Origin of the sequence: Verrucosispora sp. SN26_14.1 (genome assembly GCF_004307965.1) — a bacterium.
In the GTDB taxonomy this organism is placed as follows: domain Bacteria; phylum Actinomycetota; class Actinomycetes; order Mycobacteriales; family Micromonosporaceae; genus Micromonospora.
Genome location: NZ_SISL01000027.1, coordinates 1 through 16,858, shown reverse-complemented (window position 1 = coordinate 16,858; position 16,858 = coordinate 1). Strand labels below are relative to the sequence as shown.

Below are 16,858 nucleotides of genomic sequence, written 5' to 3'. Positions count from 1 at the left end.
ATGCTGCACCGGTCGGCTGGCAGATAGCTGGGAGCAGGCTGGACGGGACCTCACCGGCGGACCCGGCGGTCGCGTTCGGCCAGCTCGGCGAGCATCCGGTTGTAGGCGGCCAGCTCCGGGTCCTCGCGTCCCTCCGCCTCGGCACGGTCGGCGGCCCGGTCGCGGCGACGGGCCTCCCGCCGGTCGGCCTGGATCCACTGGAACATCAGCGCCCCCATCACGATCACGGTGGGCAGCTCACCGAAGGACCAGGCGATGCCCCCGGCGGCCTGCTGGTCGGCCAGCGGGGTCGGCCCCCACGGCCGGTCCAGCGCGATCCACCAGTCGGCGGCCAGCACGGTCGCCGACTGCATGAGCGCGACGCCGAGGAAGGCGTGCAGCACCATGCTGATCAGGACCAGGACCATCTTCAGCGGGTACGGCACCTTGCGGGGTGCCGGGTCGACGCCGATGACCGCCCAGAAGAAGAGATACCCGACGGCGAGGAAGTGCCCGACCATCGCCAGGTGGGCGGCGTGCGAACGGACCGCCAGCTCGTACAGGCCGGTGAAGTAGAGCACGTAGAGGCTGGCCACGTAGACGACGAGTGCCACCACCGGGTGGGTCAGCACGCGGGACGCCCGGGAGTGCAGGCCCGCCTGGAGCCACTCCCGGAGACCCGGCCAACGCGGGTCGGTGGCCGGTCGCAGCGCCCGTAGTGCGAGGGTGACCGGTCCGGCCAGGACCAGCAGGATCGGCGCGACCATCATCAGCAGCAGGTGCTGCACCATGTGCACGGCGAACAGCACCGGGCCGTACCGGGCCAGGCCGCTGGAGGTGGCGACGACGATCACCACGCAGCCGAGCAGCCAGAACGCGGTACGCGCGGCGGGCCAGGCGTCGCCGCGCCGCCGCAGCCGCCACACCCCCGCGAGGTAGAGTCCGGCCGCGCCCAGGACGGCGGCGATGACCAGGGGTTCCGGCAGCCAGAGGCGGGCCACCGTGGCCACGCTCAACGGCGGCGGCATCGGGAAGCCGAGCAGGGCGGTCGCCACGTCCTCGTCGGCGCCGACGGCCGGCACGGGGGTACGCGACAGCGCCACGGCGGCCCCGACGGCGGCCCCGAACAGCAGCGTCTCCACGACTGCGACCCGCACGAACGGGCGTCGCCGGCCGGCGGCCAGGGCCGGCATCGTGGATCGCCGGTGCCACTGCCCCAGCACCGCGATCACGGCCAGCACGGTGGTCTTGACCAGCACCAGCCGCCCGTACCCGGTGCCGGTCAGGTCGGCCGGGCCGGTCAGTCGTACGCTCGCCGACAGCAGTCCGGACAGACCGACCGCGACCAGACAGACCAGCGCCAGCGGGGAGAACCGGCGCACCGCGACCGCGAGGTCGGCGGCGGTGCCCCGGGCGGTGATCGCCAGGGCGAACAGGCCACCGGCCCAGACGGTGACCGGCACCACGTGCAGCAGCAGGCCCGAGACGGCCACCTGGTGGTTGCTGGCCGACGCGGCGTGCCCGGTGAAGACCGGCGGCACCACTGCGGCCAGCGCGGCGAGCAGCGCCACCACCGCCCCGGACGGACGCAGACTGCGGGCCGCGACGACGGCCGCGACCAGCGCCAGTGCTCCGCTGAGCGCCAGGGACTGGCCCAGCGACACGCTGCGCACGAAGTTCAGCACCGCACGGGCCGACAACACCTGCGTGGCGGGCAGCCCGAACAGGTCGACGAGCGTGTAACAGACCGCGACACCGGCGGACACCGCCCAGGCGGCGGCGGTCCACGCCGCAGCGCGCAGCCGTCGGTAGCCCAGCGCGGAGAGTCGACCGCCGTCGTCGCGCGGGGACAGCACGGTGACCGCCACCAGCAGTCCCACGGTGGCCACCGCGCCGATCTGCATGCCGAGCCGGGCGGCCGGCAACAGCCAGGCCGCGGTCGGGTCCGGGTCGGGCAGCCCCGGCGGAGTCGGCGGTACGCTGCCGCCGCCCCACCACAGCAGCACGGCTGCGGCACCGGCGGCGACCAGGACCATGGCGGCGGGCACCAGCACCGGACGGCGCAGGATCAGGGTCGGGACGAGGTGGTGCGGGCGGTTCAACGACGGCTCCCGGTGCGGGTGGTTTCCCAGGTAGTCGGCGCGGCGGGGCTCCGGGTTCCCGGCCGTCACCAATGGGCGCCGTGGCAGACACCCTCGGCGTCCCCGGGCTCCACCTGCAACGTGGCGTGCTCGATCCCGAAGCGGTCGTGCAGGAGCCGGCGCGCGGCGGCGAGCACCCGGGCCAGGTCCGCCCCGCCGGCCAGGGTCAGGTGCGCCGAGGCCACCTCCATGCCCGAGGTCAGCGTCCAGACGTGCAGGTCGTGCACGTCGGCCACGCCCTCCACCTCGCGCAGCGCGTCGCGGACCTCGGCGACGTCCAGGTGCGGCGGCGCGGCCTGGACCAGGACCCGCAGGGCGGCCCGCGCCAGCCGGTAGGTGCGGGGCAGGATGAAGAAGCCGACCGCCACGGCCACGATCGGGTCGGCGTACCACCAGCCGGTCAGCGCGATCACCCCGGCCGCGACGATCACCCCGATCGAGGCGAGCAGGTCACCGAAGACCTCCAGGTACGCGCCCCGCACGTTGAGGCTCTCCTCGGCACCGGAGCGCAGCAGCAGGAACGCCACGATGTTGGCGATCAGCCCGGCCACCGCCACCGCCAGCATCGGCCCGACCAGCACCTCCGGCGGTTCGCCGAGCCGGCGTACCGCCTCGACCAGCACGAAGAGCGCCACCCCCGAGAGCAGCACCGCGTTGGCCAGCGCCGCCAGGACCTCCATCCGATAGAGCCCGAAGGTGCGTTGCCCGTCCCGGGAGGCCCGGCTCGCCGCCGTGATCGCGGCCAGCGCCATGCCGATGCCGAGCACGTCGGTGAACATGTGCCCGGCGTCCGACAGCAGCGCCAGCGAACCGGTCACCCAGGCACCGATCGCCTCGACCACCATGAAGACGGCCAGCAGGGCGAAGGCCGCCCAGAGCCGCCCCCGGTGCTTCTCCCCCGCGCGCAGGACCTGCTGCCCGTGATCGTGCCCGGCACCCATCCGGCACTCCTTCCGCTCACCACCAGCAACGTATGCTGACATTGCAATAGATGCAACTATGGTGCCGCGTCCGGCTAACCGGACAGGTCCGACGTTCGGGCTAGATGTCGGGCGCGGTCAGCGTGCCCGCCAGTTCGCCCACAGCGCGCCCAGCACCACGCCGGGGCGGGCCAGCGCACGGGGGTGCTCCCGCATCGAGACGACGTCGTTGAAGCGGCGGGCCGTCGTCACGTCGGTCATGGTCGCCCGGACGATCTGGCCGCTCACCCAGCTCGACAGCCGGTACCCGCGCGGATAGGGACCGTCGACGTGCGGCAACGCCAGGTCGGCGGAGGTCGAGATCGACCAGGCGGCGTCCACCACCACCCGTTGCAGCTCGAAGAAGCGGCGGGCCGGGAAGCGCAGGTCCGGCCCGGAGCGCAGGTACGCCGACAGGCAGGCCGCGTGCAGCGCGGCAGCCGTGATCCCCTGGCCGTAGACCGGGTTGAACGAGGCGACCGCGTCACCGACACTGACCAGGCCCGCCGGGATCCGCCGCAGCGCGTGGTAGTCCCGCCGCCGACTGTCGGCGTGGCGGTAGGTCTGCACCTCGCCGAGCATCTCGCTGTCGGCGACCTCGCTGAACTCGGGCGGGAACTGCTCGCGCAGCCGGCGTACGAAGTCCTCGGCGGTGCGACCGGGACGGTTGTCGCCGTAACCGGCCATCATCGCCATCCACCGGCCGTCCTCGATGGCGAAGTACGCCGCCCCGGCCACGTCCGAGGACGCCTTGATGCTGTTCAGGGCCATCACCACGGTGTGCTCCGGGTGCGCCTCGCGACGGCGGAACAGGGCGGTGGCGTAGTTGAGGTGCACCGGCATCCGCCGCAGGGCGGGTCGCTCCCAACCGGCGTCCACCAACCAGTCGGAGAGCCGGCTCGACCGGCCCATGGCGTCCACCACCAGGTCGGCGCTCTCGACACCGGACGCGGCGTCGACGTCGCAGCGGACCCCGACCACGGACGAACCGTCGACGACCAGGCCGGTGGCGCGGGCGGTCACCGTCTTGACGTTGGGCAGCCGCAGAACCTGCTGGCGGATCAGCCCCTCCAGCAGCGGCCGACTCCCGGCCAGGCTGTCCGCGTCGTCGGGCACCGTCACCTTGGGACGGCCGTCGAGGTAGTTGCGCCGGGCGGCGGGGGGCGCCTCGACCGCACCCTGGGCCAGCGCCTGCTCCCGGAATCCGGGGAAGAGACGCTCCAGTTGCAGGAAGCCGCCGGGCAGCAGCGCGTGCAACTGCGTCCCCTGTGGCACGCCCGGCCGTCCGCCGGGCACGTGCAGGTCGTCGCGGTCGATCACGACCACACTCGCCGCGTGGTCGGACAGCACCCGGGCGGCCAGCAGACCGGCGACGCTGCCGCCGATCACCACGGCCGTGCCGAGCACCGGGGACGGCTGGTCGGGCGGCCGCACCGCGTTCAGCGCGGCGAAGACCTGAGCCGGAGAGAAGGACATCGTGCTCTCCAAGGGGTACGAGGTGTGGCGCCGTTCCGCCGAGCCCTGCCGGTGACCGAGGCACAGGCAGGCCGGCGGGACCGGGCGGTCGGCATGACGCTCAACGATCGTTGCACAGGCAGGGAACGCGACGGCAGATCCGACCGTCGATGCGGCATCGCACGTGGACGGTGCCCGCACGGCGACCGGTGATCGTCGTGTCCTGACTGCTCAGCGCCCCTTTTCTCAGGTCGTCGTGGCACCGTCGCGGGTGCTGCGGCGCCGCGCGTCGACGCGGTTGACCAGGTATCCGAAAGCCGCTGCGGTAAAGAACATGACAATGCCGTAGACGGCGGCCGGGATCGCCATCTGCGTGTTGTTCAGCAGCGCCGGGCTGAGCGCGATCGTGATGGCCAGGGTGCTGTTGTGGATGCCGATCTCGAAACCGGCCGCCTTCGCGGCGGTCGGGTCGATCCCGGCCAGACGGGGCACCCCGTAGCCGATCGCGAGGCTGAGCAGGTTGAACGCCAGCACCGCCAGACCGACCGCGACGAAGTAGTCGGCGATGTTCTCCCGCTCGCCGAGCACCGCGCCGAGGATCACCGCGACGAGCACCACCACGGACATGATCCGGACCGGCCGGTCGAGCCGGTCGGCGACGCGCGGCACCCGGGCCCGCACCAGCATGCCGATCGCGACCGGCACGAGCACGATGGCGAACACCTGCACCACCTTGTCGAACTGCAGGCCGATGCTCGTCGCGTCGCTCAGGAAGTAGCCCGCCGACAGGTTGACCACGATCGGCAGGGTGAGCACGGCGAGCACCGAGTTGATCGCGGTGAGGGTGATGTTCAGCGCCACGTGTCCCCCGAACAGGTGGCTGTAGAGGTTGGCCGTGGTGCCGCCGGGCGACGCTGCGAGCAGCATCATCCCGACGGCCAGTTCCGGCGGCAGGTCGAAGGCGAGCACCAGGCCGAAGCAGAGCGCCGGCAACAGCAGCACCTGGCAGGCCAGCGCGATGACGGCGGCCTTCGGGTGCTGGGCCACCCGCCGGAAGTCCGCGACGGTCAGGCCGAGACCCAGACCGAGCATGATGATGCCGAGGGCGACGGGCAGTCCGATCAGGGTCAGGGCAGAGTCCATGACACGACATCGTTACCACCCGGTAACGCACTCACAATCCTCCATGCGGCCGGGGTACGCCGTCCGCCTCAGCGACCACAGGCGAGCGCGAAGCCCTCCGGCACCGAGGTGGTCGACGCGAGCAGGCCGAACGTCGTCGACCCGCCCGGGGCGAGTCGGCCGTTCCAGCCGGCGTCGCGGACGGTCACCTCGCTACCCGCCTCGGTCACCGTCCCGTTCCAGAGCGACTGGATCCGCTGGTCACCGGGCCAGGTCCAGGAAACCCGCCAGCCGTCGAGCGCCTCGGTCCCGGTGTTGCGCACGGTGACCGTGGCGACGAAGCCACTCCCCCAGCCGCTGCCGATCGTCGCCGTCGCGGCACACACCGGCACCTCCTGCGTACGCGCCGGCCCGCCGAGGATGTACGGGTCCCGCCGGCCCTTCGCATCGCTGAACCGGAACCAGTACTCGGTGTCCGGGGTGAGCCCCTCGACCACTACGTTGCCGTAGCTCTCCAGCCCGGTGTCCGCCGAGGCCACCGGGTTGTGCCACTGCTCGGCGTCCTCCCGGGTGGCGAAGAGGTGCACCGTGATGGGCAGGTCGTACCCGCACGGCGGGCGGAACGTCAGCGAGTAACGGATGGTGACGGTCGTGGTGGTGGTGCCGGCCACCATTCCGGCCAACGGCAGCGCGGGCGGACACACCGTCACCGTCGGCGTCGGCGACTGCGAGGTGGTGAGCGGGACGGGCGGGGACGTGGCGGCGCCCGCGCTGCTCGCCACGCCGGCCGCGCCCACCAGGGCCAGCGTCGCGGCGGCGATCGTCGCCAGGGCGTACTTCTTCGACATGCGGTGTCTCCTCCGGGGTGGTGGGAGCACCGGGCGCAGCACGGCGGCCGGTGCCTGGAAACGGGCTGCCCTGCGCGGGTGGCATTCCCGCACGCCCTGACGACGGTTCGCACGCCGGCCCCGGACGCGACTACGCAGAGTTTTTCATTCGAGAACCATCGATACAAGGGACGACCAGTCGATCCACCCGGGGCCGGACGGGCACCCGGCTACCCGGGCCGAACCGGTCGCACCGGGGGAGAATGGGGCGATGCCCGTGGTTGAGGCGGTGGCCGTCGTCCCCGTACCCCCGAATCTCGCGTTCGCGATCTCGCAGACCACCATGCCGGTCCGGCGGCGGTGGGACCCGTTCGTCCGCAGTCAGCACTTCGTCGACGGCGCCGTCCGGCCGGACAAGGGCGTCCGCACGTTCACCCGGTCCCGGCACGGCTTCTCGATGGTCAGTGAGTACGTCTCCTACGCACCGCCGACCACCGTTGGCATGAAGATGGTGCGTGGCCCGTGGTTCTTCGAGATGTTCGCCGGCGGCTGGCGGTTCGCGCCGGCCGCCGAGCCCGGCCACTCGGTCGCCACCTGGCGATACCACTTCCGCTGCCGTCCGGCGCTGCTGCGGCCGGTCGCCGACCGGATCGGCACCTGGCTGCTCGGCCGGGACATCCGCCGCCGGATCGCCGGTTACGCGGCCGGATGCGCCGATCCGGTGGTGGTCGCCGCCGCCGAGCGGGACCTGCGTGAGCGCGGCGACGGGAACCGGACCAACCCTTGACCGGAAACGGTGATCAGCTTAACTTCGTCAATCAGGCAAGTGTCTTTACTGATCGCCGTGGACCTCCCGGGAGTGCCGATGCGACCGTTCCGTCCCCGCCGCCTCACCGCCCTCGTGGCGCTGACCACGCTGCTGGTCACCGCCGCACCACCGGTCGCCGCGAACGCGGCTCCGCAGCGCGGCACCGGCTACCACCGGGTCGGCTACTTCACCCAGTGGGGCATCTACGGCCGGGCGTTCCCGGTGCAGAAGCTGGACACCTCCGGGGCGGCGAGTCGGTTGACCCACATCAACTACGCCTTCGGCAACGTCAGCGAGGACGGTCGCTGCTTCGTGGACGGTGGGCCGGGTGAGGGCGACGCCTGGGCCGACTACCAGCGCCCGGTCCCGGCGCAGGAGAGCGTCGACGGGGTCGCCGACGCCTGGGGCGAGCCGCTCAACGGCAACTTCGGCCAGTTGGCGAAGCTCAAGGCCAAGCACCCGCACCTCAAGGTGATGATCTCGCTGGGCGGCTGGAGCTGGTCGACGTACTTCTCCAACGCGGCCCGCACCGACGCCTCCCGGAGAGCGTTCGTCGCCTCCTGCATCGACCTCTACCTCAAGGGCGACCTGCCGATCCTGGACGGCGGCAGCGGCGGACCGGGCTCGGCCGCCGGGGTCTTCGACGGCATCGACCTGGACTGGGAGTGGCCTGGCTCGCCGGGTGAGCCGGGCAACGTGGTCCGCCCGCAGGACCGGGAGAACTTCACCAAGCTGCTCGCCGAGTTCCGTCGGCAGCTCGACGCGTACGGCCGGACCACCCGCACGCATTACCCACTGACCGCCTTCCTGCCGGCCAACCCGGCCGCGATGGACGCCGGATTCGAGGGCCGCAAGATCTTCAAGTACCTGGACTTCGCGACCGTGCAGGGGTACGACTTCCACGGCAGCTGGGACTCGGTGACCAACCAGCAGTCGGCGTTGCGCGTGCCCAGGGGCGCGCCGGACGACCCCGACTTCTCCGTACAGGTGGCGGTCGACGGTTGGATCGCCCGTGGCGCACCACGCGGCAAGCTGGTGCTGGGCATCCCGTACTACGGCCAGGGCTGGACCGGCGTCACCGGCGGCGGCACCGGCCTGTTCCGCCCCGCCACCGGCCCGGCACCGGCCACGCACGCCGCCGGCTACGAGGACTACAAGCAGCTCAAGACGTTGCCGGGCAAGGGATTCACGGTGCAACGCGACCTGCGCGCCGGGCACGCCTGGCTGTTCGACGGCACCACCCTGTGGACGTACGACGACCCGGCGGTGGTGCTCCAGAAGATGCTCTACATCCGGACCGCCGGGCTCGGCGGGGCGATGATCTGGTCGCTCGACGGCGACGACGACAACGCCACGCTGACCAAGACGATCAGCCTCGGGCTCACCACCCGGTAGCCACCCGGGCCACCGTCCACCGGCGGCCACCTCAGCGCCCGGACGGTCGTCCGCCGCCTCAGCCCCGGACCTCCGGCTGCCTCAGCGCACGGGCAGCGTCGACTCGCGCATCACCAGGCGGCTGGCGAACTCCTCGGAGTGCGTCACCGCACCGTCGATGGCCGCGAAGAGGCGCTGCCCGGCCACCGCGCCGAGGTGTTGGAGGTTCATGTCGACGCTGGTCAGCCGGGGGCGGCAGTCGGCGGAGATGGCCTCCCAGTTGTCGAAGCCGATCACCGAGATCGCCCCCGGCACGTCCCGCCCGAGATCACGCAACGCGTCCAGGACGCCCCGGGCGATCTGGTCGCTGCCGCAGAAGATCGCGTCCACCTCGGGCCGCTGCTCGACGATCATGCGTGCGGCGGCGCGCCCCCAGGACTCGTCCCACGACCCGTAGTAGGGCCGGTCACCGACCATGCCCAGGCCCGCCGCCGCGAGCGCCTCCGGCGACCAGCAGCCGTACGCCGTCCTGCTCGGATGCATCGACTCACGGGTACCACTGGAGGCGATCTTCGACCAGACCTTCGGCTCGATCTGCGTCATCCGCACCGGCGGCCACGTACTCGACCGCGCGGTCCTCGGCTCGATCGAATACGTCGTGGACGTGCTGGGCGTACCCCTGGTGATGGTGCTCGGCCACGAACGCTGCGGCGCGGTGGCCGCGACGGTCGACACGCTGCGGACCGGCCGCCGCCCGCCCGGGGCGCTGGCCCACCTGATCGACCGGATCGCGCCCGCCGTGACCGAGGTGGGGCTGGACGATCCGCAGGTGCAGCCCCTGGCCGTACGCCGCCACGTCCGGCGCACCGTGACGACCCTGCGCGCCGACCCGCTCCTGGCCCCGGCCGTGGCCTCCGGCCGGATCGCGGTGACCGGGGCGCTCTACACCCTCACCACCGGCGAGGTCTCCCTCCTGCCCGCCACTCCTTGACTGCCCACACTCCTGGACCGCCCCGTCTCACCCGGTGTCGCCCCGTCTGCCCCCTGCCCCGCCCCGCCTGCGGCCCCGTCCCGTGCCCTGTGGTTCCACTGCCGGTCCCTGTTCCGCGCGGGGCGGGGGCGCGGTGGGGTGGAGACGCGCGAACGCCCGCCGGGTGGGCCCGGCGGGCGTTCGTGGTGGTGCGAGGTGTGGTGCGGGGCTCAGCCCTCGAAGACGCCGGCCTCGACCAGGCGCTTCTCGGTGGCGTCCCAGCCGTCGCCCGGGTGGGCGGCGTTGAGGCCGTTGATCTCCGCCCGGATCTTGGTGGCGTGCCCGGCGGCGGCCAGCACCCGGATCTCCTCGACGAAGGCCTCGGAGTCGGTGCGCAGGTGCGCGGTCTTGCCGTTGGTCAGGTTCCGCACGTAGGCGTGCTTGCCGCCGTTGAGCGGGATGAGGTACTTGAACTCGCCCAGCACGCTGAGTGCGCCACCCTGGCCAGCCTGGCCGGCCCGGACTGACGCGCGCGCGGTCTTAGAGGTGTTGCTCGCCACGGAGGTACTCCTTGCAAGACGTACGGAGGACGGGAAACGTCCGGGGGCTGGTGCGGGAGCACCGAACGGGTGACCCGCAGAGGCTGTACGCGGCACAGGCCGCCGATGGAACTGTACACGACCCACGATTCCGGCTGGTCGTCGCGGCGTCACGAGGTGGAACCGCAGTCACCTGTCCGGGTATTCCGACCGGCGGATTTCCCGATTCGCTGGCGCACCATCCGTCACAGGAGTCATCATGTGTTCCAGCAACGCACCCGGTCCGGGTCGAGGTCGTAGGGGAAGACGCACCTCGCTCTCCGGGAGGTCACCGTGCCAACGCGTGGCGTCGTATACGTCCATTCGACCCCGCTCGCCGTGTGTTCACACGTCGAGTGGGCGATCGCGCGCGTCCTTGCCGCGCCGGTCAATCTGCAATGGACGGCTCAACCCGTCGATCCCGGCGTCCGCCGGGCCGAGTGCGGGTGGTCCGGTCGCCCGGGAACGGGCGCCGAGCTGGCTGCTGCCCTCCGGCAGTGGCCCATGATCCGTTTCGAGGTGACCGAAGAACCCAGTCCGGGTGCCGACGGCGAACGTTTCATGTACGTGCCGGGGCGCGGCCTGTTCCGGGCCACGGTCGGTGCCGCCGGTGACATCCAGCTCGGCGAGGACCGGCTGCGCAGCCTGATGGCCGCCGCCCGGGGACCGGAGGCGCTCGCGCACGCGCTGGACAAGGCGCTCGGCACCGCCTGGGACGCCGAGTTGGAGCCGTACCGCTACGCCGGGGACGGTGCGCCGGTGACCCTGCTCACCCGCGTCGGCTGAGCGAGCGGACCCGAGGCCCGCCACCTCCGGCGGCGTACCGGCACGTCCGTCCACTGGCTGACGGTCGAGTTGCCCCGATACGCGGTGAGCTGGTGGGATGGGCCGCGTGTCGACTACCCCTCGGCGCGTCGTCGCCGCGTTCGTCGCCGTGACCGCGTTACTCGCCACCGGCTGTTCGGGAGCCGGGCAGCGACCGGGGGCCGCCCCGTCGTCGGCCCCGGCCAGCGAACCGGCACCGCCGTCGAGCGCACCGCCCGACGGCCCGGCCACCCGGGCCGCCGCGCTGGTCGCCGAACTCGCCGACGAGGACCTGGTGGGGCAGGTGTTGATGCCGTACGCCTACGGTGACCAGGCCGCCGAGGTCTCGGCCGGCTCGGCCGCCGGCAACCGCAACCTCGGCGGTGTGGACACCCCGGCCGAGATGATCGAGAAGTACCGGCTCGGTGGCCTGATCCTGGTCGGCTTCAGCGCCGACGATCCCACCCAGAGCAACCAGGCGACCACCAACGTCGACAACCCGAAGCAGGTCCGCCAGCTCACCACCGGCCTGCGCGAGGCCGCCGGCAAGCTGCCCGCCGGCACGGCACCGTTCCTGATCGGCACCGACCAGGAGTACGGCGTGGTCACCCGGATCACCGACGGGGTGACCATGCTGCCCAGCGCGCTCGCCGCAGGTGCGGCCGACGATCCGGCGTTGACCGAGGCCGCCTGGCGGGCCGCCGGCACCGAGCTGGCCGCCATGGGGATCAACCTCGACTTCGCGCCGGTCGCCGACGTCCTGGTGAAACGGAGCACGGTGATCGGGTCCCGGTCGTTCGGCGCGGACCCGAGCCGTGCCGCCGGACAGGTCGGCGGTGCGGTCCGGGGGTTGCAGGCCTCCGGCGTGGCGGCCACCGTCAAGCACTTCCCCGGGCACGGGCACAGCGCCGTCGACTCGCACGAGGACCTGCCGGTGCTCACGCAGTCACGCAAGAAGCTCGCCGCCGAGGCGTGGCCCCCGTTCACCGCCGGCATCGAGGCGGGCGCCCTGGCCGTGATGTCCGCCCACCTCGACGTGGCGGAGGTCGATCCGGGAGTGGCCGCCACCTTCTCCCGCACACTGCTCACCGACGTGCTGCGCGGCGAACTCGGGTTCCAGGGCGTGGTCATCACCGACGGCATGAACATGCCGCCGGCCCGCCGCTGGGGGCCGGGTGAGGCGGCGGTACGCGCCCTCAAGGCCGGCAACGACCTGATCCTCATGCCGCCGCACGTCGGTCAGGCGTACGACGGGCTGCTGACGGCGCTGCGGGACGGTTCGCTGCCCCGGGCCCGCCTGGTGGAGGCGGCCACCCGCGTACTGACCATGAAGTTCACCCTGGCCGACAAGCCGGTGCCGGAGATGTCCACGCTGGGCGCCCCGGCGCACCGCGAGGCCGCTGATGCCCTGGCCGCCGGTGCGGTGACCGTGTTCAAGGGCCGGTGCGACACCAGCGGGGTGAAGGGCCCGGTCACCGTCACCTCCTCCGGCGGGCGGGCGCACACCCGCACCGCGCTGACCGAGGCGCTCACCGCGGCCGGGGTGCAGGTGGTGGCGAGCGGCGGCACGGTCGTGCACCTCGTCGGGTACGGCGACGGGGCCGGTGACCTGCGCTCCGGTGCCGCCGTCACCGTCGCCATGGACACCCCGTACGTGCTTGCGGGGGCGAGTTCGCCGACGCTGCTGGCCACGTACTCGTCGAGCCGGGCCTCGATGGCGGCGCTCGCCGACGTCCTGGCCGGCAAGGCCGCGCCGCGCGGACGGTCCCCGGTGAAGGTCTCCGGACTGCCCGCCACCACCTGCGGCTGACCGGCGACGACCGGCCGGGTCCGACCGGGTCGGAAGACGCCTCGACCCCGCCGACGCGTGGTGCGTCGGCGGGGCCGAGGCGGTGCTGTCGCGGCCTGCGCCGCCCGGGGCGGCTCAGGCCCGGGTGAAGACGAGTGCCACGTTGTGACCGCCGAAACCGAACGAGTTGTTCAGCGCGGCGGGGACGTCCATGTGGCGAGCCTTGCCGGCGGCCACGTCGAGGTCGAGGCCGTCGTCCGGGTCGTCCAGGTTGATCGTCGGCGGGATCACGCTGTCGCGGATCGACAGGATGGTGGCGATCGACTCCAACGCGCCGGCCGCGCCGAGCAGGTGCCCGGACATCGACTTGGTGGCGGTCAGCACCGGGTGGTCACCCAGTGCCGCGTGCAGTGCCTTGATCTCGGCGATGTCGCCCACCGGGGTGGACGTGGCGTGCGCGTTGACGTGGCTGATGTCGGCCCGGTCCACGTCCGCGTCGGCGATCGCCTTCGCGATGGCCCGGATCGCGCCGGCGCCCTCCGGGTGCGGCTGGACGATGTCGTAGCCGTCGGAGGTGATACCGGCGCCGGCAAGCCGCGCGTACACCCGGGCGCCCCGGGCGGCGGCGTGCTCGGCGCGCTCCAGCACCACGATGCCGGCACCCTCGCCGAGGACGAAGCCGTCCCGGCCCTTGTCCCACGGCCGGGAGGCCCGCTCGGGCTCGTCGTTGCGGGTCGACATGGCCCGCATCGAGGCGAAACCGGCGATCGGCAGCGCGTGGATCACCGCTTCGGTGCCACCGGCCACCACCACGTCGGCCCGACCGGACCGGATCATGTCCAGACCCAGCGCGATCGCCTCCGCGCCGGTCGCGCAGGCGCTGGCCACCGAGTGCACGCCGGCCTGGGCGCCGAGTTCCAGACCCACCCACGCGGCGGGACCGTTGGGCATCAGCATGGGCACGGTGTGCGGGGAGACCCGCCGGGGGCCGGACGCCTCCAGGATGTCGTCCTGGTTGAGCAGGGTGACCGCGCCACCGATGCCGGAGCCGATGCTGACCCCGATCCGTTCCGGGTCCGCTCCGGCGTCGACCAGGCCGGCGTCGGCCCAGGCCTGGTGGGCGGCGATCAACGCGATCGCCTCGGAGCGGTCCAGCCGGCGCAGCTTCACCCGGTCCAGGACGGTGGAGGGATCGACCGCCAGTTGGGCGGCGATCCGGACCGGCAACTGACCGGCCCACTCCTGGGTGAGCGCACTCACCCCGGAGCGGCCGGCGAGCATGGCGTCCCAGGTCGACGCGACGTCCCCGCCCAGCGGGGTGGTCGCGCCGAGCCCGGTGACGACGACGTCAGGACGACTCATGATCAGGACTGCGCCTCGATGTAGCTCACGGCGTCCCCGACGGTCTTGAGGTTCTGGACCTCGTTGTCCGGGATCTTGACGCCGAACTTCTCCTCGGCCGCGACCACGACCTCCACCATGGAGAGCGAGTCGACGTCCAGGTCGTCGGTGAAGGACTTCCCCTCGGCCACGTCGTCCGGGTTCACCCCGGCAACCTCTTCGAGGATCTCGGCGAGGCCGGCGGTGATCTCGTCACGGGTCATTGCGGTGGATTCCTCTCATCGGGATTTCTCGACGGTCGGCGACGCCGTCCGTCACACCTCTGCGCCTGCGCGCCGAGGAGGTATCAGGGGCAGCGGACGACCTGACCTGCATAGGTCAGGCCACCGCCGAAACCGAACAGCAGCACCGGCGCGCCGGAGGGCACCTCGCGGCGCTCCACCAGCTTCGACAGGGCCAGCGGGATGCTGGCCGCCGAGGTGTTGCCGGACTCGATCAGGTCCTTCGCGACGATCGCCTGCGGGATCTTCAGCCGCTTCGCGATGCCGTCGATGATCCGGGTGTTGGCCTGGTGCGGGACGAACGCGGCCAGCTCCGACGGGTCGACCCCGGCCCGCTCGCACGCCTGCAACGCCAGCGGCGCCAGGGCGGTGGTGGCCCAGCGGAACACCGTCTGACCCTCCTGCGCGATGTACGGGCGCCAGCCCTCGATGCGTACCGCGTCGCCGCGCTCCGGCACCGAGCCCCAGACCACCGGGCCGATACCGGCCGGCTCGCCCTCGGGCGTGGCGCTGACCACCGCGGCGCCCGCCCCGTCACCGAAGATGATGCAGGTGGAGCGGTCGTTCCAGTCCATGAAGTCGGACAGCTTCTCCGCGCCGATCACGATGGCGTTGCGGCTGGCACCGGCGCGGACCGCGTGGTCCACGGTGCCCAGCGCGTACGCGAATCCGGAGCAGGCGGTGTTGAGGTCGAACGCCCCCGGGGCGTCGATGCCCAGCTTGGCCGCGACCCGGCAGGCCACGTTCGGGCTGCGGTCGATCGAGGTGCACGTGGCCACCACGACCAGGTCGATGTCGGCGGCGGTCAGCCCGGAGTTGGCCAGCGCCTTGTCGGCGGCGGCGGCGGCCATGTCGGCGACCGTCTCGTCACCGGCGATCCGCCGGCTGGCGATACCGACCCGGTCCCGGATCCACGCGTCGTTGGTCTCCACCAGCTGGGCGATCTCGTCGTTGGTCACCACCCGGGACGGCTGGTAGTGCCCCATGGACACGATGCGACTGCCGCTCATGACGAGCCCTTCCTACGGTCGATCTCGGCACGAGACTCGGACGGACTGAGGTGGACGGCGCTCACGCCTGACCTCCGGCGACGCGGGCGATCAGGTCGCGGGCGGCGGGCAGCTTGTCCGGGGTGTTCAGGGTCACGATCTCCGGCAGGCCGGGGCCTTTGAGCTCGCGCTTGACCAGGCCGGAGAGCGTGCCTGCGGGCGGCAGCTCGATCACACCGGTCACCCCGAGGTCGGCGAGGGTGGCCATGCACAGGTCCCAGCGGACCGGGGAGGTGACCTGGCGGACCAGCCGCTGGAGCATCTCCGCGCCGTCCCGGACGGCGGTGCCGTCGAGGTTGGAGAGCAGGATCCGCGTCGGGTCGCCGGTGGTGACGTCGGCCGCCACCGTGGCGAGCGCCGCCTCTGCGGGAGCCATGTACGGGGTGTGGAAGGCGCCCGCCACCTGGAGCCGGATGACCCGCGCCTGAGCCGGCGGCTCGGCGGCCAACTTCTCCAGGCAGTCGATCGCACCGGCGGCGACCACCTGCCCGGCGCCGTTGCGGTTCGCGGCGTGCAGCCCGTGCCCCTCGACCGCGGCGAGCACCTCGTCCGGGTCGCCGCCGAGGACCGCGGCCATGCCGGTCGGCTCCAGCGCGCACGCGGCGGCCATCTCCCGGCCGCGTACCCCGGCGAGGGAGATCGCGGCGTCCGCCGGCAGCGCGCCGGCCAACGCCGCCGCGCCGAGTTCACCGACGCTGTGCCCGGCGGTCAGCGCCACGTCCTGCAACGGCAGGTGCTCGGCGGCGAGCAGGGCGGCGGCGACCAGCAGCGGCTGGGTACGGGCGGTGTCCCGGATCTCCTCGGCGTCGGCGTCGGTGCCCAGGTGCACCAGATCGACGCCGGCCAGCGCGGACCAGTGACGCAGCCGCGCCTCGGCGCCGGGCAGGTCGAGCCAGGGAGTCAGGAAGCCGGGTTTCTGAGAACCCTGGCCGGGGCAGAGTACGGCGAGCACGTCTATGACTCTCCCGGATACCCACCGGTTGCGCTGTGCGGACCGGTACCAAACCGCACTAGGACCTTTGGAGAGATCCTACAAAGATTGGTGCTGGTCATCGCCAACCTGTGATCTTTTACCGGTCGGTGGGGCCAATGTCGGGGTCGGCACCACCGGGTCCAGTCGGCCGACGGTCAGCGCCACCCGCAGCGCGAAGGCGTCCCGGGGCGACAACGGGCTGAAACCGGTGACGTCGGAGATCCGCCGCAAGCGATAACGCACCGTGTTCGGGTGCACGTACAGCGCCCGTGCCGCGCTCTCCAGCGTGCCGCCTGCGGCGAAGAAGGCGTCCAGCGTCTCCAGCAGCTCGCCGCCGGCGCGCACCAGCACCGCGTACACGTCGTGCCGCAGCCGCCGGCGGGCCTCCGCGTCTGTCTCTTAGACACA

15 protein-coding genes and 2 pseudogenes are annotated in these 16,858 nt (G+C 72.5%); 5 read left to right on the top strand and 12 right to left on the bottom strand.

Features of this window, described 5'->3' with window-relative positions:
* Positions 1–50: 50 nt before the first annotated feature.
* The 5 genes from EYA84_RS05135 to EYA84_RS05115 all read right to left on the bottom strand — a co-directional run bounded on the left by EYA84_RS05135 (position 51) and on the right by EYA84_RS05115 (position 6,504).
* On the bottom strand, positions 51–2,015 hold the full coding sequence (locus tag EYA84_RS05135) for a cytochrome c oxidase assembly protein (protein ID WP_131051859.1): 1,965 nt from the start codon (positions 2,013–2,015) through the stop codon (positions 51–53).
* 131 nt (positions 2,016–2,146) lie between these two features.
* Positions 2,147–3,061, bottom strand: a complete 915-nt coding sequence (locus tag EYA84_RS05130; RefSeq protein WP_131051850.1) for a cation diffusion facilitator family transporter — start codon at positions 3,059–3,061, stop codon at positions 2,147–2,149.
* Positions 3,062–3,178: 117 nt separating this feature from the next.
* Positions 3,179–4,555: an NAD(P)/FAD-dependent oxidoreductase gene (locus tag EYA84_RS05125; RefSeq protein WP_131051849.1), complete on the bottom strand. Its 1,377-nt coding sequence runs from the start codon at positions 4,553–4,555 to the stop codon at positions 3,179–3,181.
* Between the two features lie 225 nt (positions 4,556–4,780).
* Positions 4,781–5,677, bottom strand: coding sequence for a bile acid:sodium symporter family protein (locus EYA84_RS05120; protein ID WP_131051848.1), 897 nt, complete (start codon positions 5,675–5,677; stop codon positions 4,781–4,783).
* A gap of 68 nt (positions 5,678–5,745) precedes the next feature.
* Positions 5,746–6,504, bottom strand: a complete 759-nt coding sequence (locus EYA84_RS05115) for a cellulose-binding domain-containing protein (RefSeq protein ID WP_131051847.1) — start codon at positions 6,502–6,504, stop codon at positions 5,746–5,748.
* A 250-nt stretch (positions 6,505–6,754) separates the two neighbouring features.
* Here EYA84_RS05115 and EYA84_RS05110 point away from each other — a divergent pair, with 250 nt between their 5' ends.
* Both EYA84_RS05110 and EYA84_RS05105 read left to right on the top strand, forming a co-directional pair.
* On the top strand, positions 6,755–7,270 hold the full coding sequence (locus EYA84_RS05110; RefSeq protein WP_131051846.1) for an SRPBCC family protein: 516 nt from the start codon (positions 6,755–6,757) through the stop codon (positions 7,268–7,270).
* 78 nt (positions 7,271–7,348) lie between these two features.
* Positions 7,349–8,686: a glycoside hydrolase family 18 protein gene (locus EYA84_RS05105; RefSeq protein ID WP_131051845.1), complete on the top strand. Its 1,338-nt coding sequence runs from the start codon at positions 7,349–7,351 to the stop codon at positions 8,684–8,686.
* Positions 8,687–8,767: 81 nt separating this feature from the next.
* Here the strand turns inward: EYA84_RS05105 and EYA84_RS05100 are convergent, their stop codons facing one another.
* On the bottom strand, positions 8,768–9,142 hold the full coding sequence (locus tag EYA84_RS05100; RefSeq protein WP_236145602.1) for a substrate-binding domain-containing protein: 375 nt from the start codon (positions 9,140–9,142) through the stop codon (positions 8,768–8,770).
* Between EYA84_RS05100 and EYA84_RS05095 the strand changes: the two genes are divergently transcribed.
* Positions 9,141–9,656, top strand: a complete 516-nt coding sequence (locus tag EYA84_RS05095; protein ID WP_131051844.1) for a carbonic anhydrase — start codon at positions 9,141–9,143, stop codon at positions 9,654–9,656. The genes EYA84_RS05100 and EYA84_RS05095 overlap by 2 nt on opposite strands.
* A gap of 209 nt (positions 9,657–9,865) precedes the next feature.
* Here EYA84_RS05095 and EYA84_RS05090 read toward each other — a convergent pair whose 3' ends face one another.
* Positions 9,866–10,195, bottom strand: a complete 330-nt coding sequence (locus EYA84_RS05090; protein WP_117229745.1) for a hypothetical protein — start codon at positions 10,193–10,195, stop codon at positions 9,866–9,868.
* A gap of 312 nt (positions 10,196–10,507) precedes the next feature.
* Between EYA84_RS05090 and EYA84_RS05085 the strand changes: the two genes are divergently transcribed.
* Positions 10,508–10,999, top strand: a complete 492-nt coding sequence (locus EYA84_RS05085) for a DUF3145 domain-containing protein (RefSeq protein WP_131051843.1) — start codon at positions 10,508–10,510, stop codon at positions 10,997–10,999.
* Between the two features lie 97 nt (positions 11,000–11,096).
* Complete coding sequence (locus tag EYA84_RS05080; protein WP_131051842.1) at positions 11,097–12,827, top strand: glycoside hydrolase family 3 protein; 1,731 nt, start codon at positions 11,097–11,099, stop codon at positions 12,825–12,827.
* 114 nt (positions 12,828–12,941) lie between these two features.
* Here EYA84_RS05080 and fabF read toward each other — a convergent pair whose 3' ends face one another.
* From fabF to EYA84_RS05055, 5 genes and pseudogenes are all read right to left on the bottom strand, one after another.
* Complete coding sequence (fabF, locus tag EYA84_RS05075) at positions 12,942–14,168, bottom strand: beta-ketoacyl-ACP synthase II (RefSeq protein ID WP_131051841.1); 1,227 nt, start codon at positions 14,166–14,168, stop codon at positions 12,942–12,944.
* 2 nt (positions 14,169–14,170) lie between these two features.
* Complete coding sequence (locus tag EYA84_RS05070; protein WP_007072348.1) at positions 14,171–14,410, bottom strand: acyl carrier protein; 240 nt, start codon at positions 14,408–14,410, stop codon at positions 14,171–14,173.
* 83 nt (positions 14,411–14,493) lie between these two features.
* The gene (locus tag EYA84_RS05065; RefSeq protein ID WP_131051840.1) at positions 14,494–15,438 is read right to left on the bottom strand and encodes a beta-ketoacyl-ACP synthase III; all 945 of its coding nucleotides are present in this window, start codon (positions 15,436–15,438) and stop codon (positions 14,494–14,496) included.
* A gap of 73 nt (positions 15,439–15,511) precedes the next feature.
* A pseudogene (locus EYA84_RS05060) lies at positions 15,512–16,429 on the bottom strand (ACP S-malonyltransferase); the annotation flags it as partial.
* A 78-nt stretch (positions 16,430–16,507) separates the two neighbouring features.
* Positions 16,508–16,843: pseudogene (locus EYA84_RS05055) on the bottom strand (PucR family transcriptional regulator); the annotation flags it as partial.
* Positions 16,844–16,858: the final 15 nt, after the last annotated feature.